This is a genomic window from Siccirubricoccus sp. G192 (genome assembly GCF_019084075.1).
GTDB lineage: Bacteria > Pseudomonadota > Alphaproteobacteria > Acetobacterales > Acetobacteraceae > G192.
Genome location: NZ_JAHREN010000001.1, coordinates 836,992 through 857,836, shown reverse-complemented (window position 1 = coordinate 857,836; position 20,845 = coordinate 836,992). Strand labels below are relative to the sequence as shown.

The window sequence follows — 20,845 nt, the reverse complement described above, 5'->3', positions numbered from 1 at the left end:
GACCGGCAGGGTGAGGAAGGCGCCCATCCCGGCCAGATGCGTGCCGAGCAGCGCCAGCATCACCAGCCAGATGGAGGGGCCATCGGATCGTCGGGAAGCCATTCAGCCGGGGATGGTGGCCGCTTTGTTGCGCCGCGGCAATCCGGGCCCTGCCAAGCCCTGCCAATTCGGGCCCTCCCGCGGCAAGGCTTGACCGGGCAGGCCAGTCTGGGGTTGCTCACGCCCGCATGAGCCTTTCCCGCCCCCTCCTCGCGCTGCTTCTCCTGCTCTGCGGCTTCGCCGCGCCCGGTGCCTTGCCCGGCCGGGCGCAGGGGGTCACCGCGCCGCCGCGGCCGGCCGCCAGCCTGACCTCGGCGGATATCGACCGGCTGACCTCGCTGCTGCAGGACGAGGGGCGGCGCGCCGAATTCCTCCGCACGCTGGAGGCGCTGGCGGCGGCGCAGCGGGCCCAGGCGGGCACCGCCGGCGAGGGTTCGGTGCCGCCGCCCGCCACCATGGCAGCCGCGGCGGAAGGGGCGGAGGCGACGCCGCCCGCGCCCACCCGCCCGGCAACCGCGCCCGCCGCTGCCGCCCCCTCCGCTGCCCCGGCACCTACCACCGCGGCGCCCGCCACACCGGCGCCCACCGCCGCGGCACCCACCGCTACCGCGCCGGCAGCTACGGCACCGGCAGCCGCGGCACCTGCGCCGGCCGCCGCCGCGCCGCCTGCCGCTGCCCCGGCCGCCCCGGTTGCGGCGGCACCGCCCGCCGCCGCGGCGGCGCCCGCCGATCCGCTGATCGCGCCGAATACCCTCGGCGCGCAGTTGCTCCTCGGCCTTTCCGGCCGGATCGGCACGGCCTCGGAGACGGTGCTGGAAAACATCCGCTCCATGGCCGACCTGCCCACGCTCTGGCATTCCGTCGTCGGCCTGGCGCGGGACCCGGTGGCGCGGGCGCGGATGGTCGATGCCTCCTGGAAGCTGCTGCTGCTGCTCGGCGCCGGGCTGGCGGCGGAGGCGGCGCTCAAGCGCGTGCTGGCCCGGCCGCGCCGCCGGCTCGATGCGTCGGTGCCGGGCGATGGCGCGGCCTGGCCCTGGCTGCACCGGGTGCCGCTGCTGCTGGCGCGGCTGCTGCTGGACCTGGTGCCGGTCGCCGGTTTCGCGCTGGTGGTCTATGGCCTGTTCGGCCTGGTGCAGCCGCTGCCGACGACGCAACTGGTCGGCGTGATGGTGGCGAATACCTACATGGGCGCCCGCGCCGCCTTCGCGGTGGCGCATCTGCTGCTCTCGCCCGGCTCGAAGCGGCTGCGGCTGATCCCCTGGTCGGACGCCATGGCCGCGGCCTGGCTCGGCTGGCTCAAGCGGATCCTGCTGGTCGGCGTCGGCGGCTATGCGCTGGCCGAGGCAGGGCTGTTCCTCGGCCTGCCCTGGGCGGCCTATGACGCCATCATCAACATCACCCTGCTGGCGATCTCGCTGTTTCTGGTGCGGATCGTGCTGCGGCAGCGCCACGCGGTCGCCGATGTGCTGCGGGCCCCGCCGCTGGCCCCGGGCGACCAGCCGGACCGCACCCGGCTGATGCTGCGGAGCCTGCGGAACCGGCTGGCCGAGGTCTGGCACATCCTGGTCATCCTCTGGCTTGGCGCGGCCTGGGTGGTCTGGGCGCTGGCGCTGGAGAACGGCACCCAGCGACTGCTGCACGGCACGCTGCTCACGGTGCTGATCTTCACCGTGGCCAAGCTGCTGGACGAGGGCCTGGGCCGGCTGCTGGAGCATGCGCTGCATCCGGGGCCGGACCTGGCCAAACGCTATCCCGGCCTGCCGGCGCGGGCGGCGACCTATGTGCCGGTGCTCAGCGCGGTGGTCTCGCTGGTGATCGGCTTCGGCGCGCTGGTGCTGCTGCTGGAGACCTGGGGCCTCGACGCGCTCGACTGGTTCGCCGAGGACACGCTGGGCTACCGGCTGCTCGGGACGCTGTTCTCCATCGGCGGCACCCTGATCCTGGCGCTGGTGGTCTGGGAGGCGGCGAACAGCGCCATCCAGCGGCGCCTGTCCCGGCTCTCGCGCGACAGCCAGGCGGCGCGCAGCGCCCGTGTCCGCACCCTGCTGCCGATGCTCCGCACCGTGCTCGGCGGCTTCATCCTGACCTTCGTCGTGCTGAACGCGCTGTCGCAGCTCGGCGTCAATGTCGCGCCGCTGCTGGCCGGCGCCGGCGTGGTCGGCCTGGCCATCGGCTTCGGGTCCCAGACCCTGGTGCGCGACGTCATCACCGGCATCTTCCTGCTGCTGGAGGATGCCCTGGCGGTGGGCGACGTGGTGAATGTCGGCGGCAAGGGCGGCGTGGTGGAGCATCTGTCGATCCGCTCCATCAAGCTGCGGGACGGCGACGGCTCCATCCACATCGTGCCCTTCTCGGCGGTCACCACCGTCACCAACAGCACCCGCGACTTCGCCTTCGCCATGGTGGACATCCTGGTCGACTACGACACCGACACGGACCGGGCCGGCGAGGCGATGCGGGAGATCGTCGCCGAGATGCGCACGGAGCCGCGCTGGCAGAGCGCGATCCGCGACGATTTCGACTTCTGGGGCGTGGACAGCCTGGGCCAGGTCGGCGTGCAGCTCCGTGGCCGCGTGCGCACCGAGCCGACCCAGCGCTGGCCGGTGCAGCGGGAGCTGACGCGGCGCCTCAAGCGCCGCTTCGAGGAGCTGGGCATCGCAATCCCGCACCAGCCCACCATGGTCCTGGACCGCGACGGGAAGCTGATTCCCGCGCAGCAGGCGGCGCAGTAGCAGCAGGCCGGGCTACAGGCCGCCCGCCGCAACGCGGAACAGCCATAGCGCCGCGACGCCGGCGGCGATGGAGACGGCCAGCCGGCCGAAGGCGGCCTGCACCGCCACCGTGGCGGCGGCGGCCAGCCAGGCGCCCCAGCCGCCATTGGCCAGGGTGGGCGCCAGGAAGGCCATGAAGATCGCGCCGGGCATGTGCTGCAGCATGGCCTGGACGAAGCGCGGCGGCCGCAGCATCCGCAGCACCGCATAGCCGCCGGCGCGGCAGAGATAGGTGGCGGCCGCCATGCCGAGGATCGCCGCCAGCACATCCCAGCGGAGGGTCATGCCTCCCCCCTTGGCGCCGCCCTCGCGCCCCCCGCCCTCGCGCCTGAAGTCCCGCGCCGCGCCGGCGGCGGCGCCGGCCATCGCGCCGGCCAGCACCGGCCAGGGCGCGCCGAGCCCGGCGCCCTGCGCGGCCAGCGCCACTGCGCCGGCCACCCCCCAGGGCAGCAGGTCGCCGCGGCCGCGCCAGATCGGCACCAGGATCGCCAGCAGGGTGGCGATGCCGGCGAAGAAGACCGGATGCCCCGCCGGCAGCCGCAGCACCGCGCCGAAGCTGTGGCCGAGGCCGCACATCAGCATCCAGTTGCCCCACATGGTCAGCCCGGCGCCGAGCAGGAAGCCGGCGTCCCGCCGCCCCGCCCGCATCTCGGCGATGGTGAGCGCGAAGGAATTGTCCACCAGCGTCGCCAGCGTGCCCCAGAGCCGGAAGCCGTGCAGCCGGTCCAGCAGCGGCGCCAGTGCCGCGCCCATCGGCGCCAGCCGCAGGTTGATGACCAGCGCGGCCAGCGTCGCCGCCAGCACCGGCGCCGGGTCCGACCACAGTTCCAGCGCGACGAGCTGGCTGGTGCCGGCGAAGGTGAGGCCGCTCATCAGCAGGGTCTCCAGCAGCGAGAGGCCGCGCGCATCCGCGACCATGCCGACCACCAGGCCGAAGGGCATCAGGCCGATGGTGATGGCCAGCGCCGCCCGCACCCCGCGCCGCACCCCCGCGCGCGTGAAAGCCGCCCGCGCCCGCTCCGTCTGCTCCACGCCCCGCCCTTTCCCCAGCCCGGGATCCATAGCAGCGCCGCGCCGGCTTGACCCATGCAAAGCGGACGCGGTTGGCTGCCGCCTCACGCAAGCGGAGACACCGGCATGCTCGACCTCACCGGCAGGACTGCCTTCATCACCGGCGCGGGCTCGGTGGGCGAGGCCAAAGGGGACACCGCCTGGGGCAATGGCAGGGCGACGGCGGTGCTGATGGCGCGGCAGGGCGCCCGGGTCTTCGCGCTCGACATCAACCCGGCGGCGGTCGCCGAGACAGGGCGGCTGATCGAGGCCGAGGGCGGCACCTGCGCCACCCGCACCTGCGACATGACCATGGCGGCGGAGGTCGAGGCAGCCGTCGCGGAGTGCCTGGCGCGGTTCGGCGGCATCGACATCCTGGTGAACAATGTCGGCGGCTCCGCCCCCGGCGATGCGGTGACGATGCCGGAGGAGGTCTGGGACGGGCAGATGGACCACAACCTGAAGACCGCCTTCCTCGGCTGCAAATACGTGTTGCCCGTCATGGAGCGGCAGGGCGGCGGGGCGGTGGTGAACATCTCCTCGGTGGCCTGCATGAGCCACCAGGTGGAGGGCCGCACCAATGTGGCCTATGCGGCCGCCAAGGCCGGGGTGCTGGCCTTCACCCGCTCCACCGCCATCGCCTTCGTGAAGAAGGGCATCCGGGTGAACACGGTGGTGCCGGGCACCATGCACACGCCGCTGGTGGAGCACCGGCTGGCGAAGCAGATGGGCGCCAATGACGCACAGGCGCTGGTGGCGAAGCGCCATGCCAGCGTGCCGATCGGGCGGATGGGCGATGCCTGGGACGTGGCCAATGCGGTGCTGTTCCTGGCCTCGGACGAGGCGCGCTACATCACCGCGACGCAATTGGTGGTGGATGGCGGGCTGACGGCGGCAAGGCCGGGGTAACGGAAGCGCGGCCTCAGCCCCGCCGCAGCGCGATCAGCCGCTCCTCCGCCACCGCCGGGTCCATCTCCAGCGCCGCCTCCGCCGTATCGCGGCCGAAGCCGGCGCGGGCCAGGGCGGCCATGGATTTGAGCCGCGCCTCGGGGGTGGGCGGCTCGGCTGCAAAGGGCCCGATCCGCCGCCGCCGGCAATAGGCCAGCGCCGCATCCAGCTCCGCCTCCGGCGCCTCCGGCAAGGCGGCATCGGCGGCTTCGCGCGCCACGCCCTTGCCCGCCAGATGCGCGGCGATGGCGCGGCGGGAACGGCCGGCGCGGGCCAGGCGGCGGGCGCGGGCGGCGGCGAAGGCGGCGTCGTCCACCACCCCGCTGGCGACCAGGCGCTGCGCCACCAGGGCAGCGGCAGCCTTCGCGGCGGCGGCCTGCGGGGCGATGGCGGCGGGCGCCGTGCCCTCGGCCTCGGCGCGGCGGGCCCAGCGATCCACCCGGCGCTGCAAGACCCGGCGCAACCCGGCCTCGGTGGCGGCGAAGCGGGCCAGGTGGTTCAGCGCCGCCTCATGCAGCAGGGCCGCGGTCGGGGCCGGGCCGGCGGCGGGCGGCGGGCGAGGCTGCGACCCGGCGCGCCCCCGCCTGCCTCGCCGGCCCTGATCCTGGTCCCCGTCCCGTGCCATGCGCCCAGTCTGGCATGGTGGGTGCCCGCGTCCAGGGCTGGCGGCTGCACGCCCGAGCGGGCAATAGGAGTGCCCATCCACGCTTGAGGAGGAACCCCGCCCATGGCCCGCTACGCCACCAATGGCCTGACGCTCGCGCAGGCGAATACCATCGTCGAAGCCGCCCTGGCGAAGGGGCGGGAGCTGAAGCTGCAGCCCCTCACCGTCGTCGCGCTGGATGCCGGCGGCCAGATGAAGGCGATGCAGCGGCAGGACGGCAGCAGCCTGCTGCGGCCGGAGATCGCGCTCGGCAAGGCCTTCGGCGCGCTCTCCCTCGGGCTGGGCGGGCGGGAGCTGGCGCGGCGGGCCCAGGCCATGCAGGGCTTCATGAACGCGCTGTCGGATATCGCCGGCGGCCGGGCGGTGCCGGTGCCGGGCGGGGTGCTGGTCTGCGACGCAGAGGGGCTGATCCTGGGCGCCATCGGCATCAGCGGCGACGTCTCCGCCCAGGACGAGGTCTGCGCCGTGGCCGGCATCAAGGCGGCGGGCCTGGCCCCCGATACCGGCGACCCGGAATAGTTCGCCGACGGTCTCGCGACCGGCCGTGCAGGCAACCTGCTGTCGTTCCGGGGCGTTCTGCAAGCCTCAACCCGGCCCCCGCCGGGCGGAACGCAGCAGGAGGCCACGCCCCCCATGACCACCCGCCAGCAATTGCTCGCCATGACTGCCGCCGCCGGGCTGATCGCCCTGCCGGGCCTGGTTTTCGCACAGGGCTCGGCCGGCAGTTCCATGCAGCCGCAGACCACCCAGACCACGCCGCAGCAGGGGCCGCTTTCGGGCAGCCCGGGCGCCCGGGCCGGTGCCAATGCCGGGCAGGCGACGACCCAGACCACCCCGGGCAACAATGCCGGCTCCGGCATGGCGCAGAACCGTGATGCCTCGGGCGGCGTGATGGCCCAGGGCACCACCTCCAGCCCGCGGGACGGCACGCCGGGCAACCCGCCCAGCACCGCGACCCAGCGCGCCGTGGACAGCGTCACCGGCAACCGCACCCCGCCGGATGGCACTCCCGGCAACCCGCCCGGCACCGCCGTCGGCCGCGCGCTCGACAGCCACCCGAATACCAGCGCCACCGCGCCCCACACCACGGGCACCACAACCACTTCGACGACCACCACCACCACCACCGGCGCCACCACCGGCGCCGTGGCGGTAGACAGTGCCGCGCTGCGCAACGGCCGCCGCGCCAGCAAGGTGATCGGCAGCACCGTCTACAATGAGAACAACGAGAGCATCGGCGAGGTGGACGACATCCTGATCCCGCCGGGCGGTGGCGCGCCGGTGGCGGTGGTCTCGGTGGGCGGCTTCCTCGGCATCGGTGCCAAGCTGGTGGCTGTGCCCTATGACCGGTTGCAGATGAACTCCGAGCGCAACCGCTGGACCATGACCGGCGCCACCAAGGACAGCCTGACCAGCCTGCCGACCTTCACCTACGACAACGCCGCCGAACGGCGCGGCTGATCCCTGGGCGGGGCCTTGCCCCGGCCTGACCCGATAGAGTGCCGCCCCGCTGCGCCGGGGCGGCATTTTTTCATATTTGCGGGTTTGACGCGGCCGGAGCTTTGCGGCCAAATCCCCGGCTTCCCTCGCCAGGGCCGGCGGCAGTCGCGGGCCCCGGGGGGAAGTCTGGAGAATCGCCTCCCGTGATCCCCGCCCTGATGCCGACCTACAACCGCGCCGACCTCGCCTTCGAGCGGGGCGAGGGCGCTTGGCTGTGGACGGAAGCCGGGCGACGATTCCTGGATTTCGGCGCCGGCATCGCCACCTCGAGCCTCGGCCACGGCCATCCGCACCTGACCCGCACCATCGCGGAGCAGGCGGCGAAGGTCATGCATGTCTCGAACCTGTATCGGGTGCCGCAGGCGGAGACGCTGGCGGCGCGGCATGTCGCGGCCTCCTTCGCGGATTCCGTCTTCTTCTGCAACTCGGGCGCCGAGGCGAACGAGGGCATGGTGAAGGCAGTGCGGAAATACCACGCGGAGAACGGCCACCCCGAGCGGTTCCGCATGATCTGCTTCGAGGGCGCCTTCCACGGCCGCACCCTGGCCATGCTGGCGGCGACAGGCAATGCCAAGTACCTCGCCGGCTTCGGCCCGCCGGTCGAGGGTTTCGACCATGTGCCCTTCGGCAACATGAACGCGGTGCGCGACGCCATCGGGCCCGGGACCGCCGGCATCATGATCGAGCCGGTGCAGGGCGAGGGCGGCGTCCGTGCCGCGGATCTCCGCTTCCTGCGCGAGCTGCGCGCCGTCTGCGACGAATTCGGCCTGCTGCTGGCGCTGGATGAGGTGCAGACCGGCATGGGGCGCTCCGGCAAGCTCTGGGCGCATCAATGGGCGGGGATCGAGCCGGATGTGATCTCCGCCGCCAAGGGCATCGGCGGCGGCTTCCCGCTCGGCGCGATCCTGGCGAAGGAGCATGTGGCGAAGCACCTGAAGCCCGGCACCCATGGCACCACCTTCGGCGGCGGCCCGCTGGCCTGCGCCGCCGGCAATGCGGTGCTGGACGTGGTGCTGGCGCCCGGCTTCCTCGATGGCGTGGACCGCGTGGCGCGGCATCTCTGGCGTGGCATGCTGGGGCTGGCGGACCGCCACCCCGCGGTGGTGGAGGGCGTGCAGGGCGCCGGGCTGCTGCTCGGCCTGAAGCTGCGGCCGGAGGTCTCCAATACCGACATGCAGGCCGCCGCCGTGGCGGAAGGGCTGCTGACCGTCGCCGCCGGGATGAACGTGCTGCGGGTGGCGCCGCCGCTCATCATCACCGAGGCGGAGGCGGATGAGGCGGTGCGGCTGCTCGACCGCGCCTGCCTGGCGCTGACCCCCTCCAGCGCGAAGGATGCCGCCCAATGAGTGCGCTGGCAGCGGTGCGGACGGAGGCCGGGGGGGACGCCCCCCGCGCCACTTCCTAGAATTGATGGATTTCGAGCCGGCGACGCTCCGCCGCATGCTCGACCTCGCGGCGCAGACCAAGCGCGCCGCGCCGGCGGTGAAGCTGCTGGCCGGCAAGACGGTGGCGCTGATCTTCGAGAAGCCCTCCACCCGCACCCGCGTCTCCTTCGAGGTCGGCGTGCGCCAATTGGGCGGCGAGGTGGTGATGCTCTATGCGCGGGACATGCAGTCCTCGCGCGGCGAGTCGGTGAGCGACACCGCCAAGGTGCTGTCGCGCTATGTGGATGCGATCATGATGCGCACCCATGACGTGCGCCGCATCCGCGAGATGGCGCAATACGCCACGGTGCCGGTCATCAACGGCCTCACGGATGTCTCGCATCCCTGCCAGCTCATGGCGGATGTGCTGACCTTCGAGGAGCATCGCGGGCCGATCGCCGGCCAGGTGGTGGCCTGGGTCGGCGACGGCAACAACGTGGCGCAGAGCTTCATCCAGGCCGCGGCGCGCTTCGGCTTCACGCTGCGCCTCGCGACCCCCCGCCGCGCTGCGGCCGCCGCAGGCGCTGGTGGACTGGGCGCGGGCGGAGGGCGCCAGCATCGAACTCACCGAGGATCCGGTCGAGGCGGTGCGCGGCGCCCGCTGCGTCGTGACCGATGCCTGGGTCAGCATGAACGACGAGACCGGCGAGGGCGGCGGCCCCAGCCGCCACAACCTGCTGGCTCCCTACCAGGTTGATGCGGCGCTGATGGCCCATGCGGCGCCGGATGCGATCTTCCAGCACTGCCTGCCGGCGCATCGCGGCGAGGAGGTCGCGGCCGAGGTCATCGACGGGCCGCAGAGCGTGGTCTTCGACGAGGCGGAGAACCGGCTGCATGCGCAGAAGGGCGTGCTGCTCTGGGCACTGGGGGCGGGGTAGGCGAAGCCGGGGAAGAGCCCGGCCCGGCAACGGCCAGGGGGCGGGGCATCCCTGGCTGACGAGACCATGCCTGCCGGTGGTGCTTTGGGCCGGAGAGCCGGCTGTAGGGCGGCGCGGGAGACCCTATCTATGGCGCCTCTCCAGTAAGGTTCCCAGGTTTTGCCCGACCCCACCCTCCCCTCCGCCACCCCCGATTTCCTCCAGCATGACCGCCCCCCGGTGCCCGACCTGGCGGTGCCGCGCGGCGTGCAGCCCTTTCATCTACAGGCCGGGCCGGTCCGCGGCCGGCTGATCCGGCTTGGCCCCTTGGCTGAGGTCCTGCTCACCCGCCATGAGAACCACCCCGCCGTCGCCCGGCTGCTGGGGCAGGCGCTGGCACTGACCGCGGGCCTCGCCGCGGCGTTGAAATACCGCGGCAGCTTCTCGCTCCAGGCCAAGGGCGACGGCGCGGTGCCGATGCTGCTGGCCGATTGCACGGAGGCCGGCGCGCTGCGCGGCTATGCCCGGGCCGAGCCGGCGGCGCTGGCCGCCGCGTTGGCCGTGGATGCGGAGGCCGAGGCGGCTGCGCTGCTCGGCCAGGGCTACCTCGCCTTCACCTGCGACCAGGGCCCGGAGATGGACCGCTACCAGGGCATCGTCGCCATCGAGGGCGCCACCCTGGCCGACATGACGGGGCACTATTTCCGCACCTCCGAGCAATTGCGCACCCATGTGCGGCTGGCCTGCGCCCATACCCCGGCCGGCTGGCGCGCCAGCGCCTTCATCATGGAGCGGGTGGCCGTGGGCGGCGGCATCGCGCCCGAGGCCGCGGAGGGCTCCCCGGAGGAGGAGGCGCAGGAGGAGGCCTGGCGCACCGCCCTCGCTTTGGCCGGCACCCTGACCGAGGCCGAGATGCTGGACGACGCCCTGCCGCCCGACCAGGTGCTGCACCGGCTGTTCCATGCCGAGGGGCTGGCGCTCGACCGGCCGCGGCCGCTCTCCTATGGCTGCCGCTGCTCCCGCGCGCGGCTGGCCGGGGTGCTGGCCGGCTTCCCGGAGGAGGATCTGGACCACATGGCAGAGGCCGGGGCCATCACCATGACCTGCGAGTTCTGCAACCTGGATTTCTGCTTCGACCGCGCGGAAATCCGCGGGATGGATGCCGGGGGTAGCGCCGGGGGGGGCCTGAGCCGTTACATCCTCGGCGCGGCAGGGTGCCACGGGACGAAGCCCCGGCGGCAACCGGCCGTCCACAGCATAGGGGTCCTGCCATGCCGACACGGCGCGCCGCGCTGCTGCTGCCGCTGCTGGCCACGGCCTGCGGCGGGCGGAGCGATGCCGTTCCGCCGCCGCTCGGCCCGCTCGGCTTCCGGCACCTGACCCCGCTGCCGCTGAATGTCGCGGTGCTGGAATTCGCGCAGGTGCCGCCCCGCACCTTCCCGGGCGATATCGGGGCCGAGCTCTCGCCGCCGCCCGCCGAGGCGGTGCGGATCATGGCGCGGGACCGGCTTTCCGCCGCGGGCACTGCGGGGCAGGCGGTCTTCACCGTCACCACCGCCAGCCTGGTGCGAGAGCGCAGCAGCCTGACCTGCCTGCTCGGCTGCCGGCTGGAGATCCTGGATGCCGCCGGCAACCGGTTGGGCTTTGCCGAGGCCGAGGTCCGGCGCAGCATGACCGGGCCCGACGCCACACGGCCCCGGGCGGCGGACCTGCTGCTGCGCCGGGCGATGGACGACCTGAACGTGGAATTCCGAATCCCAGCTCCGCCGCAACCTGCGGGACTGGCTGGCCACGGCGGCGCCCGGCACCGGGGACGAGGCCGTCTCACGCGAGGACCTGCCCGAGACCTGAACCCAGGAGGCCCCACCATGCCGATCGAGCTTGCCAATCCGTCGGGCGTGCATGCCCCGGCCTCCCGCTATTCCCATGCCGCGCTGGTGCGGGACGCGGCGCGGCGCCTGGTGGTCTCGGGCCAGGTCGGCCTGACGCCGGAGGGCCAGGTGGCGGAGGGCGGGGAGGCGCAGATCGGGCAGGCGCTGGCCAACCTCCGCACCATCCTGCAGGCGCATGGCATGGGGCCGCAGCAGGTGGTGAAGGTCACGGTCTTCCTGACCGATCGTGGCTTGCTCGGCCCCTGGCGCGCGGCGCGCGACGCCTTCTTCGCCGGCCACGCGCCGGCCAGCACCCTGCTGGTGGTGGCCGGCCTGGCCGATCCGCGCTTCCTGGTGGAGGTGGAGGCCGAGGCGGTGGCTTAGCCGCAACCTCGGCCCGAGCTTATGGGACAGGCCAGGCCTGCCGTTCCGAGCGGAGGCGCGATGTGCTTCCGCCCGGAACGACGTGCCATCAATCCAGGTCCGTCTTGGCCGGGGGCGGTGGAGTTGCAGGGCGAGGCCGGAAGAGTTCATTGAGCATGGATGGTCCGATCGGAAAGCGCTGATCCGGACAGAGCACGTGCAGGATGGGCGGGCCGCTCAGCCCGAGCAGCACCGGCTCCGGCGGCTCGAACCCTTCGTTCTCCGGCAAGGGCGCCTCGCCCTTCGCCTGGCCGAGGCTGGAGACCGAGGCGAGGCCCGCCAGGATCGGGCTGCCCGGCAGGGCCGGCGCGTCCTGATAGAGGTCGAACCAAGGCAGGCCGGCCCGGGTGTAGTCCCGGGCGGCCGGCGGCAGGCTGGGCGGCTCGGCGCCGGTGATCCTGCGCCAATGCAGCGAATTGGCGATATGCACGAAGCAGCGGGAGCGGGTGGCGAGGTCCCAGTCCTCCGCGCGCTCCTTGGCCTTGCTGATCTGCTGGCGGATGCGGCCGCCGGGGGCGAGGCCCATGGAGGGAGCGGCGGAACTCATCCGCATGCACATCCCCCGCACCGCGCGTGCCCGTGCGCGCTGCCGCTTCTGCCACACCTTCCGCTTCAGCGGATGCACCAGCAATTGCAGGCCGCCATGCTCGGCGGCGCCGGTGATCTGCTCCTCCGCCGTATAGCCCTGGCCGAGCGGCATCGCCACGAATTGCCGGATGATGCCCTCCGCCACGCAGAAGCCGTCGATCCAGGGCTGGCCCGGCACCTCCAGGTAGTCCTGCCTGGCGAAATCCAACTCGTTGGTCCAGGGTTTGCCGGTGATGGCATTCACCTTGCCCGCGGCGATCTTCACCGCCATCGGGTAGCCGCTGGGGGAGCTGAAGCTGAGCCAGCAGGCCTCGGACTGCCACATCGGCAGCGCCACGCCGCCGCGCCGGCGCCAATCCTCCGGCAACAGGTCCGCCGGCAGGTCGTCCACCGCCCGCAGCGGAAAGGCGCCGAGGCCGGGCGGCAGATGGTATTCCCCGGCATCGTCCGGCACCCGCAGGGTGCGCTGGAAGCTGACGCGCAGCACCGCATCCGGGTGCACCTCCGGGAATTCGAAAAGCAGCGTGTCGCGGGCGAGGCCAAGCGGCATGGAGGGTCCTCCTTCTTGCGGGGTCGGGTCACCAATCGCCGTCGCGGATGCGCCGGATGGCGCGGTCGAGGGCGGCATCGGGCAGGTCGCGCAGCGCCCGCACCGCCTCGGCCAGGGCCGGGCGGGCGGCGACCGCGGCGGCAACGTCCTCCGGCACGCGGCGGGCCAGGGCGAGCAGCGGTTCCGGCGGCAGGTCGAGTTCCGCGGCCAGGGCCCGCAGCAGCGCCTCGGTCGGGCGCTGCGAGCCGCGTTCCAGCAGCGAGAGATAGGCGGCGGAAACCTTCAGCCGGGCAGCCAGGGCGCGCACCGAGAATTGGCGCGGATCGGCGGCGGCGCGCGCCTGCCGGGCCGCGCGCAATTGCGCGCCGAGGCGGGGCAGGTCGAGCGGGGCATCGGGTTCCATAAGTGTAAAGTAAGCACTTAACGTTACGCGCACAAGACCCGGCGCAGCGGGAACCGTCCGCCACCCCGCGCGCTGGACGGCGCGGGACCGGACAAGAAAGGAGCCCCTGCATGCCCCGTCCCTTGAGCACCCCCCTTGGCGCCCTGGCCGGACTCGCCGCGCTCGCGCTGCTGCCGGCCTGCACGGTGCAGACCACGGCCGATACGCCCGCCTATGCACCGGCCTATGCCCAGGCGCCCTATTCCCAGGCACCGGTCTATGCGCCGGCCTCGCCCTATGCCCAGCCCGGCTATGCCGTGACCCAGCCCTATCAGGCGCAGGGCTATGGCGCGCCGGTGGCGGCCCGGCCCTATGATTCCTACTGTGCCGAAGCGGTGGGAGAGGCGCAGTCGGCCGCCGCCCAGGCCGCCATCACCGGCACCGGGCTGGATGCCGGAAGGGCGCATCGCACCGCCGGCTATGCGCAGCGGGATTGCCGGTAGCGGCAGGGAGGCCCGACATGAACAGCCCCCCTGATCGGGCTCGCGCCCCTTGCGCTGGCCCTGGCCGCCCTGCTGGCCCGCCTGCGGCGAAGGCGCAGCAGGTCGTCATCGAGGCGCCGCGGCAGGGGCCGGCCTGCCTCGATGGGGGCCGCGGCGAAGCCCGGCACGACCTGCGGGATGCCCGGCGCGATGCGCGCGAGGCCGAGCGTGACCTCGACACCGCCGAAACCCGGCGTGAAGCGCGCGAGGCGGCGCGGGATCTCGACGCGGCCCGCCGCGACGCCGCCGAGGCACGCCGCGACCTGGCCAGCCGGCCGGCCTGCTGAGCGGCCTCGGCCGGGCATATCCATCAGGGGGGGGCTCCGGGCCGGGGTAACGGCCTGGCAACCCAGGACCAAGCGCCACGGATTGAAGGCACCCTTGGGGCGTCGCCCTACGGGTTGGGCAATATCCCCTCCGCGCGGTAGCCGGCGATCTGCTCGGCGAACATGGACCAGCTATCGACGAAACCCGTGAAGCCGGCGGTCCGCGCCGCGGTCATCGAGGAGAGCACGTCGTAGTCCATGCCGAGGAAGAAATCGGCGAAGTCCCAGCTCGCCACCTGCTCGATCGGCAGGGCGAGATCATGGCGTCGCCTGATGGCGTCCCAGACCGGCGCCTTGTCCGCCATCCAGTGCTTCAGCGACATGCTGCGCACGGTGCCGGGCCTGAGGCCGAATTGCCCGGCCAGGGAGGGCCAGAGATCGCGCCAACGGAAGCTGTCGCCATTGGTCACATTGAAGGCGCGATTGGCACAGCGCGGCTCGCTGAGCATCCAGAGGACCCCCTCCGCCAGCAGCCTGGCATCCGTCACCTCATGCAGCGCCGTCCAGGCACCGGGCTTGCCCGGGAAATCGAGCGGCACATCCAGCTCGCGGCAGATCGCGGCATAGGCGCCGAGGGTCGAGACCATGTTGCGGGCACGGCCCGGTGCGACATCGAGCACGAAATTCGGGCGGCTCGCGCTCCAGGCCCAGGTCTTGCCGACCTGGCACCCCGCGATGAAATCCTGCTGGTCGTAGTAGAAATTCGGCGGCATGTGGCGGGGGTCATCCTCGCGCGCCGGGGTCCGGTATGGGCCGATATGGAGCCCATACCACTTGCCGCCATGGACCAGATGGACATGCGCCAGGCGGGGCAGGCTGGCCTCCGCGGCGTCCACCAGGTTGCGCAGCATGCGGAGATTGCCCGGCACGTCCTCGACGCCCGTCTCGCCATGCGGAGCCCGTGATGCGTAGACGATGTGGGTGATGTCCGGCCTCGTCGCCAGGGCTTCGGACAGGCTGCGCCCGTCATTGAGATCGGCGGTCAGCCAGGCGTCCGATTGCGTCGGGCGGTTGCGGGAGAGCCCGATCACCTCGGTCCCGGAGGCAGCCCTTCCCCCTTCGAGGATTCGACTGGCTGCCGCGCCGGTCGCGCCCACGACCAGCATGACCCGCGTGTTGCTCAAGGGACCTCCTTCCGCCTCTCATGCGGCATTCTCAGTCGCGAATGGCGCGTGCGAGGACCCGGGCGGGCGAGCCGTCCGAGCCTTCGATATTGAGGGCGTTGAACATGAACTCGGCCCGCCGGCCCGAGAGCGGGATATGGCCGCGAAGGTGCTCGCAGATCAGCACGCCATCGCGCAGCAGGCGCTTGTGGACCGGCCAGTCGAAGCCCGGCGGGCGCCGGTGCACCGGCATGTCCGGCGTCGGGAAATCGCAGGCGAGGAGCTTGACGCCGTGGTCCACCAGCCACGCTGCCGCCTCCGGCGACAGGCTTGGATGCGCCTCGTAGGCCTCGGTGCCGGCAAGCCGGGACCAGCCGGTATCGAGCGCCAGGATGTCGCCAGTGCGGAGGAGGGGCCGTGCCGCTTCGAGATGCGAGACCTCGATGAGGCTTTCGGGCGCGAGGCCGTCCAGCGTCCAGACCACCCCGGGCCCGTGCAGCCGCGAGAGCGGAATCCCCTCCAGTGCCGGGCCGTCGCTGAAGAAATGGCGCGGCGCATCGATATGTGTGCCCGTATGGACGACCATGCTGAACTCGGTGACGTTCAGCGGATCGGCCGGCATGCACATGCGCTTCCGGAAAACCGGTGGCGGGAAGGTCGGAACCCTCGGCATCGCCGCATTGAGCCGATGCGAGAGATCGAGCCAGGGGCCATCGGGAATGCCCGCGACCGGCTCGGGACTATTCCTCCAGCCGCGCCATCCCTGGCCGCGCGGGCCGGCGGGGTCACACATCGCGGCTCGGCTGCTGCCGCCTCCCTGCGTGGTCTGTCATGGCATTCTGTCCTCGGACTGTCAGGTGCGCCGGAGCGCCGGGCATTCACTCTCGCTGGCAGGGCGGAAGGCCTGGTCGCCGGGGATGGTCTTCACCACTTCGAGGAGGTCCCATTCACCCCGGGACTCCGACGGGCGCTTGGCGCGCATCAGGTACATGTCGCGGATGACCCGGCCATCCTCGCGGATGCGGCCGCCATGCGTCATGAAGTCGTTGATGGGCATTTCCCGCATCTTCGCCATGACGGCCGGCGCGGCATCGGTGCCGGCGGCCTTGATGGCCTTCAGGTAGTGCGTCACCGCCCCCCACATGCTCGCCTGGAACATGGTGGGCGGGCGGCCATGGATGCGCGCGAAGCGGGCGGAGAAGGCGCGGGTCTCGTCATTCTGGTCCCAGTAATAGGCCTCGGTGAAGACCAGCCCCTGGGCCGTCTCAAGGCCGATCGCCTTGACATTGGTGAGCAGGCAGAGCAGCGCCGCAGGCTGGATGCCGCGCTTGGTGAGGCCGAACTCCCCCATCTGCTTCACCGCATTGATCAGATCCGTGCCGGCCACCGCAAGGCCCAGCACCTGGGCGCCCGACTGCGCCGCGCGGAGCAGGTGCGCGGAGAAATCCGTTTCGTTGAGCGGCGCCCTGGTGGCGCCCAGCACCTCGCCCCCGAGCGCGCGGACAATCTCGGTGCCATTGGCCTCCAGGGAATGCCCGAAGGCATAGTCGGAGGTGATGAAGTACCAGCGCCGCTTGCCCTCGCCGATCATGGCGGAGACGGTACCGCGTGCGAGCGCGTAGTTGTCGTAGGTCCAGTGCAACCCGTTCGGGGTGCAGCCACGCCCGGTGAGGTCGGTCGTCCCCGCCGCGACCGAGACGTTGATGCGGTCCTTCTCCCGCGTGAGTTGCTGCACCGCCAGGGCCACGGCGGAATTGCCGATGCCGAAGATCGCGTCGACGCCTTCCTGGTCATACCAGCGGCGCGCGATTCCCATCCCGATATCGGGGCGGTTCTGCAGGTCGCCGAAGACCAGTTCGATCGGGCTGCCCAGCACCTGGCCGCCGAAATCCTCGATGGCCATGCGCGCGGAGACGACGTCACCCATGCCCTGCTGGTCGGCAAAGGGGCCGGACATGTCGTCGAGCACCCCGATCCTGACCACATTGCCGGAAGCCTGGGCGAGGGCGCGCCTGGAGGGCCAGATGGCCGCGGCGGCAAGCCCGCCGCCGGCCAGCATCACAGCCCTGCGCCCCATTCCCGATGCCGCGGGATCTTTCCTGGTTGCCTCGTCACCATTCATTTTTCTCGTTCCCTCTCCCATGAGGCCGGTATCCGCAAATTCGGCGTGCGAAATGAGCTATGCCGCTGGCACCAGCAGCTTCGTGAGTTCCACCACCGAGGCAGCCTTCGGCAGGTGGAGGATCGCCTCGCGCAGCCGCTCCACCTGGCCACTTGCCAGCATCGCCGCGCAATTGCCGCGGAACTTGTCGGCCAATTCCTGTTCGCTCAGCGGCGCGCCGGGATCGCCCTTCGGCAGCAGCACCGTCTCGGTGAAGGACTCGCCGCTGTCGAGGGTGATGGTGACGCGCGCCGGGAAATTCGCGGGATAGAGCTTGTCCAGCGCCTCGTCGGCGATGACCTCCGTCCGCGCCAGCACCTGGCGGACCAGCGGGTCTGCGATGCGCGCCGGCGCGAATTGCGCCTGGCCCAGCGCCCGGTCCACCGCGGCGATAGCGATGCAGTAGGGCACCGAGACGCGCGCCGCCATGACCGAGCCGACCTCCTTGCCCGAGAAATGCGTCGTGACTGTCCGGTAGGTCTCGTTGGTGATGCGGGCGATGCGGCGCGGGTCGATCGGGTGGCGGTTGACGAGGGCGAGCGTCGCCTGGATCGGCGAATGGCTGGCCAGGATGGAGGGGAAGAATTTGAAGCCGTTCTGCAGGATTTCCCATTCCGTGCCGAGGCCGGCGACCAGCGCCTCCGGCTTCGGCTCCAGCGAGAAGGCGGCGAGATAGCCCTTCGGATGCTCCAGGATGCCCGGCGGGCTGGTGGCGCCGAGCCTGGCCAGTTGCGCCGACAGGACGCCGTTCAGCGCCGCCTTGCCCGGATGGATGCTCTTCGTCATGTCGCCGGACTCGAAGAAGGTGTTGAGGCCGGCGGCCTGCGTCCCGGCCAGGCCAAGCGCCCGCCGCACCCCGCCCGCATCCAGCCGCAGCGCCTTGGCGGCGCTGGCCGCCGCGCCGAAGGTGCCGTTGGTCGCGGTGGAATGCCAGAAGCGGTAATGCGTCGGCATCACCGCCATGCCGACCCGCACGGCGACCTCATAGCCGGCGACCAGGGCGAGGATCGCGTCCCTCCCGCTCAGCCGCTCGGTTTCCGCGAGGGCGAGCACGGTCGGCACCACGACCGAGCCGACATGCAGCAGCGCGCGCTTGTGCGTGTCGTCATTATCGGCGGCGTTGATCAGGATGCCGTTTGCCAGCGCCGCGAAGGCCGGCTGCGCCGTGATGCCGGCGGCGCCGACCACCCCCGCGCCCGGCGAGGCCGGATAGAGCGCGGCGATGTCGCGGGCGAGCCGCGCCTTCTCCGGGTCCTCCGCCCAGGCCGCGACGGCGCAGCCGACCGCATCGAGGATCAGGCGGCAGGCCTGCGCCACCACCGGCTGCGGCAGGTCCTCATAGCGCAACCCGGCGACGAAATCGGCCAGTGCCTTCGTGGTCATGCGTTCCCTCCTTGCTATTCGGTGCCGCTCGGCCGGAGAGGCGATTCTTCGCACCACAGTGCCGCCCCTGATACCCTCGGCCAGCAGCCTTGCTCCATTCCCAAGGTCTTGCTCCGCCGCCAGGAGGAACCCGCCGATCGACGGGTGCAGGCCGGCGGCTGCGCAACGATGGATGCAATTCGTCTCCCCGACACGCCCTCTGCTGGCGCCAGGGCGGCGCCGGGTCTCTCTCCCGGCAGGTTCAACCGGCCTGGTGCCCTTGACCAGCCTCCATTTCCGCGATCGACCTTCGGTCCGGCCGAAAGCCTCGGGGGCATGGGTGCGCCTTGCCGCATCGGTGGGTGGCCGCTAGCTTCCGGTCAGGGCATCCGCGCCCGGGCGATGACGCGGGAGTTGGAAGGAAACGGCGCCATGGATGGCATCCTGACCGGAACCCCGGCGGAGGCCGCGGCCAAGGCCTGGCTCGGCGATTTCGAGGCGGCCCTGGCCTCCGGCGAGGCCGCGCGCATCGCGGCGCTCTTTGCCGGCGAATGCCATTGGCGCGACATCCTCGCCTTCACCTGGAACCTGCGCACGACCTCCGGCGCCGCCTCCATCGCGGCGCGGATGGTGCCGGCCCTGGCGCGCATGGCGCCGCGCGGGCTGGCACTCGCCCCCGGCCGCACGCCGCCGCGGCGCGTGAAGCGGGCCGGCACCGAGGCAATCGAGGCTATCTTCACCTTCGAGACCTCGGTCGGTCCCTGCAATGGCGTGGTGCGCCTGGTCTCCGAAAGGGGGGAGCCGCGCGCCTGGACGCTGATGACCTCGCTCGACGAGATCCGCGGCCACGAGGATCCGGCCAATGGCAAGCGCTGGCAGGATGTCGACTGGAAGCGGAATTTCGGCGGGGAGAACTGGCTCGACCGGCGCAACCGGGCGCGCGCCTATGCCGACCACGACCCGGCCGTGCTGGTGGTGGGCGCGGCGCAGGCGGGGCTCTCCGTCGCGGCGCGGCTGGCGCTGCTTGGCGTGGACACGCTCGTGGTGGACCGGGAAGCGCGGGTCGGCGACAGTTGGCGCCACCGCTACCACGCGCTGACGCTGCACAACGAGACGCGCGTCAACCACCTGCCCTACATGCCCTTCCCGCCGTCCTGGCCGGTCTTCATCCCGAAGGACATGCTGGCCAATTGGTTCGAGATCTATGCCGAGGCGATGGAGCTCAATGTCTGGACGCAGACGGAGCTCACCGGCGGCACCTGGGACGAGGCCGCGCAGTGCTGGGACGTGGTGTTGCGACGCGGGGACGGAACCGAGCGGCGGATGCGGCCGCGCCATATCGTCTTCGCCAACGGCGTCAGCACCACGCCGATCCTGCCGGATCTGCCGGGCCTGAAGGAGTTCCGCGGCGCGGTGCGGCATTCGAGCGGCTATGGCAGCGGGCTCGACTGGAAGGGCAAGCGCGCGCTGGTGCTGGGCACCGGCACCTCAGGGCATGACGTGGCGCAGGACCTCTGCGTCTCCGGTGCGGCGGAGGTGACGCTGATCCAGCGCCGGCCGAGCCTGGTGGTGAGCCTGAAGGAAGCGCAGGCGCCCTATGCGCTCTATGACGAGGAGATCCCCTTCGAGGACAAGGATCTGCTCGCCGCCTCCTTCCCCTTCCCGGTCTATCGCCGCTCGCACCAGCGCATGACGGCGATGAACCGCGCGGCGGACAAGGAACTTCTGGAGGGCCTGCAACAGAGAGGTTTCCGCCTGAATTTCGGGGAGGACGACACCGGCTGGCAGGTCATGTACCAGAGCCGCGGCGGCGGTTACTATTTCGACGCCGGCTGTTCCCGGATGATCGTCGACGGGCGCATCGGGCTGATCCAGTACGATGACATCGAGCGCTTCGGGCCCGAAGGCGCGGTGATGAAGGACGGCAGCGTGAAGCCCGCCGAGCTGATCGTGCTGGCTACCGGCTATGAAGGCCAGGCGGCGGCGGCGCGGCGGATCCTCGGCGATGCGGTGGGCGAGCGCATCGGCCGCGTCTGGGGCTTCGACGAGGAAGGGGAGCTGCACGGCATGTGGCGGCCCACCGGGCAGAAGGGGTTGTGGTTCCATGCCGGCGGGCTGGCGCAGTGCCGCATCTTCTCGAAGGTGCTCGCATTGCAGATCAAGGCGCGGGAGCTGGGCATCGCCTCCTGACGGAGGTGGTGCGGGCAGACAACCAGGATCCCAGGCTTTTCCGTAAGGCTTCAGGGTCGCCGGCCAGGCCCGGCGACCCATGGGGAGGCCGGTG

17 protein-coding genes and 2 pseudogenes are annotated in these 20,845 nt (G+C 72.0%); 11 read left to right on the top strand and 8 right to left on the bottom strand.

Features of this window, described 5'->3' with window-relative positions:
- Positions 1-227 precede the first annotated feature (227 nt).
- Entirely contained in the window at positions 228-2,771 is a 2,544-nt protein-coding gene (locus tag KSF81_RS04045; protein WP_217377888.1) for a mechanosensitive ion channel domain-containing protein, read from the top strand.
- 12 nt (positions 2,772-2,783) lie between these two features.
- On the opposite strand, the gene KSF81_RS29035 is transcribed toward KSF81_RS04045, so the two are convergent.
- Positions 2,784-3,842, bottom strand: a complete 1,059-nt coding sequence (locus tag KSF81_RS29035; protein WP_309139468.1) for an AzlC family ABC transporter permease — start codon at positions 3,840-3,842, stop codon at positions 2,784-2,786.
- Between the two features lie 105 nt (positions 3,843-3,947).
- On the opposite strand from KSF81_RS29035, the gene KSF81_RS04030 reads away from it, so the two are divergent.
- Positions 3,948-4,769 (top strand): SDR family NAD(P)-dependent oxidoreductase, encoded by an 822-nt coding sequence (locus tag KSF81_RS04030; RefSeq protein ID WP_217377887.1) that lies wholly within the window; start codon positions 3,948-3,950, stop codon positions 4,767-4,769.
- Between the two features lie 13 nt (positions 4,770-4,782).
- Here the strand turns inward: KSF81_RS04030 and KSF81_RS04025 are convergent, their stop codons facing one another.
- On the bottom strand, positions 4,783-5,433 hold the full coding sequence (locus KSF81_RS04025) for a RecX family transcriptional regulator (protein ID WP_217377886.1): 651 nt from the start codon (positions 5,431-5,433) through the stop codon (positions 4,783-4,785).
- Between the two features lie 102 nt (positions 5,434-5,535).
- Here KSF81_RS04025 and KSF81_RS04020 point away from each other — a divergent pair, with 102 nt between their 5' ends.
- From KSF81_RS04020 to KSF81_RS03995, 6 genes and pseudogenes are all read left to right on the top strand, one after another.
- The gene (locus tag KSF81_RS04020) at positions 5,536-5,991 is read left to right on the top strand and encodes a heme-binding protein (RefSeq protein WP_217377885.1); all 456 of its coding nucleotides are present in this window, start codon (positions 5,536-5,538) and stop codon (positions 5,989-5,991) included.
- A gap of 114 nt (positions 5,992-6,105) precedes the next feature.
- The gene (locus KSF81_RS04015) at positions 6,106-6,933 is read left to right on the top strand and encodes a PRC-barrel domain-containing protein (protein WP_217377884.1); all 828 of its coding nucleotides are present in this window, start codon (positions 6,106-6,108) and stop codon (positions 6,931-6,933) included.
- Positions 6,934-7,115: 182 nt separating this feature from the next.
- On the top strand, positions 7,116-8,318 hold the full coding sequence (locus KSF81_RS04010; protein ID WP_217377883.1) for an aspartate aminotransferase family protein: 1,203 nt from the start codon (positions 7,116-7,118) through the stop codon (positions 8,316-8,318).
- Positions 8,305-9,274: pseudogene (gene argF, locus KSF81_RS04005) on the top strand (ornithine carbamoyltransferase). Before KSF81_RS04010 ends, argF begins: the two are co-directional and overlap by 14 nt.
- 159 nt (positions 9,275-9,433) lie before the next feature.
- Positions 9,434-10,417, top strand: a pseudogene (locus tag KSF81_RS04000) (Hsp33 family molecular chaperone HslO); the annotation flags it as partial.
- Positions 10,418-10,524: 107 nt separating this feature from the next.
- Positions 10,525-11,508: a RidA family protein gene (locus KSF81_RS03995; RefSeq protein WP_217377881.1), complete on the top strand. Its 984-nt coding sequence runs from the start codon at positions 10,525-10,527 to the stop codon at positions 11,506-11,508.
- A gap of 88 nt (positions 11,509-11,596) precedes the next feature.
- Here KSF81_RS03995 and KSF81_RS03990 read toward each other — a convergent pair whose 3' ends face one another.
- Positions 11,597-12,685: a hypothetical protein gene (locus tag KSF81_RS03990; RefSeq protein WP_217377880.1), complete on the bottom strand. Its 1,089-nt coding sequence runs from the start codon at positions 12,683-12,685 to the stop codon at positions 11,597-11,599.
- A gap of 28 nt (positions 12,686-12,713) precedes the next feature.
- Positions 12,714-13,088, bottom strand: coding sequence for a helix-turn-helix domain-containing protein (locus tag KSF81_RS03985; protein ID WP_217377879.1), 375 nt, complete (start codon positions 13,086-13,088; stop codon positions 12,714-12,716).
- A 110-nt stretch (positions 13,089-13,198) separates the two neighbouring features.
- On the opposite strand from KSF81_RS03985, the gene KSF81_RS03980 reads away from it, so the two are divergent.
- Complete coding sequence (locus tag KSF81_RS03980) at positions 13,199-13,570, top strand: hypothetical protein (protein WP_217377878.1); 372 nt, start codon at positions 13,199-13,201, stop codon at positions 13,568-13,570.
- 17 nt (positions 13,571-13,587) lie between these two features.
- Positions 13,588-13,896 (top strand): hypothetical protein, encoded by a 309-nt coding sequence (locus tag KSF81_RS03975; RefSeq protein WP_217377877.1) that lies wholly within the window; start codon positions 13,588-13,590, stop codon positions 13,894-13,896.
- 107 nt (positions 13,897-14,003) lie between these two features.
- Here KSF81_RS03975 and KSF81_RS03970 read toward each other — a convergent pair whose 3' ends face one another.
- From KSF81_RS03970 to KSF81_RS03955, 4 genes are all read right to left on the bottom strand, one after another.
- Positions 14,004-15,059: an SDR family oxidoreductase gene (locus tag KSF81_RS03970; protein ID WP_217377876.1), complete on the bottom strand. Its 1,056-nt coding sequence runs from the start codon at positions 15,057-15,059 to the stop codon at positions 14,004-14,006.
- A gap of 31 nt (positions 15,060-15,090) precedes the next feature.
- Positions 15,091-15,831: a cyclase family protein gene (locus KSF81_RS03965; RefSeq protein ID WP_217377875.1), complete on the bottom strand. Its 741-nt coding sequence runs from the start codon at positions 15,829-15,831 to the stop codon at positions 15,091-15,093.
- 60 nt (positions 15,832-15,891) lie between these two features.
- Entirely contained in the window at positions 15,892-17,115 is a 1,224-nt protein-coding gene (locus tag KSF81_RS03960) for an ABC transporter substrate-binding protein (protein ID WP_254453356.1), read from the bottom strand.
- A gap of 102 nt (positions 17,116-17,217) precedes the next feature.
- A complete protein-coding gene (locus tag KSF81_RS03955; protein ID WP_217377874.1) occupies positions 17,218-18,582 on the bottom strand; it encodes an MmgE/PrpD family protein in 1,365 nt (454 codons plus the stop codon).
- A gap of 411 nt (positions 18,583-18,993) precedes the next feature.
- Between KSF81_RS03955 and KSF81_RS03950 the strand changes: the two genes are divergently transcribed.
- Complete coding sequence (locus KSF81_RS03950) at positions 18,994-20,751, top strand: NAD(P)/FAD-dependent oxidoreductase (RefSeq protein ID WP_217377873.1); 1,758 nt, start codon at positions 18,994-18,996, stop codon at positions 20,749-20,751.
- The last annotated feature ends 94 nt before the right edge of the window (positions 20,752-20,845 follow it).

Coding starts and splice junctions, on each gene's coding strand:
- KSF81_RS04045 (WP_217377888.1), top strand. CDS start 228: ATGAGCCTTTCCCGCCCCCTCCTCGCGCTGCTTCTCCTGCTCTGCGGC.
- KSF81_RS04030 (WP_217377887.1), top strand. CDS start 3,948: ATGCTCGACCTCACCGGCAGGACTGCCTTCATCACCGGCGCGGGCTCG.
- KSF81_RS04025 (WP_217377886.1), bottom strand. CDS start 5,433: ATGGCACGGGACGGGGACCAGGATCAGGGCCGGCGAGGCAGGCGGGGG.
- KSF81_RS04020 (WP_217377885.1), top strand. CDS start 5,536: ATGGCCCGCTACGCCACCAATGGCCTGACGCTCGCGCAGGCGAATACC.
- KSF81_RS04015 (WP_217377884.1), top strand. CDS start 6,106: ATGACCACCCGCCAGCAATTGCTCGCCATGACTGCCGCCGCCGGGCTG.
- KSF81_RS03995 (WP_217377881.1), top strand. CDS start 10,525: ATGCCGACACGGCGCGCCGCGCTGCTGCTGCCGCTGCTGGCCACGGCC.
- KSF81_RS03990 (WP_217377880.1), bottom strand. CDS start 12,685: ATGCCGCTTGGCCTCGCCCGCGACACGCTGCTTTTCGAATTCCCGGAG.
- KSF81_RS03985 (WP_217377879.1), bottom strand. CDS start 13,088: ATGGAACCCGATGCCCCGCTCGACCTGCCCCGCCTCGGCGCGCAATTG.
- KSF81_RS03980 (WP_217377878.1), top strand. CDS start 13,199: ATGCCCCGTCCCTTGAGCACCCCCCTTGGCGCCCTGGCCGGACTCGCC.
- KSF81_RS03975 (WP_217377877.1), top strand. CDS start 13,588: ATGAACAGCCCCCCTGATCGGGCTCGCGCCCCTTGCGCTGGCCCTGGC.
- KSF81_RS03965 (WP_217377875.1), bottom strand. CDS start 15,831: ATGTGTGACCCCGCCGGCCCGCGCGGCCAGGGATGGCGCGGCTGGAGG.
- KSF81_RS03960 (WP_254453356.1), bottom strand. CDS start 17,115: ATGGGGCGCAGGGCTGTGATGCTGGCCGGCGGCGGGCTTGCCGCCGCG.
- KSF81_RS03955 (WP_217377874.1), bottom strand. CDS start 18,582: ATGACCACGAAGGCACTGGCCGATTTCGTCGCCGGGTTGCGCTATGAG.
- KSF81_RS03950 (WP_217377873.1), top strand. CDS start 18,994: ATGGATGGCATCCTGACCGGAACCCCGGCGGAGGCCGCGGCCAAGGCC.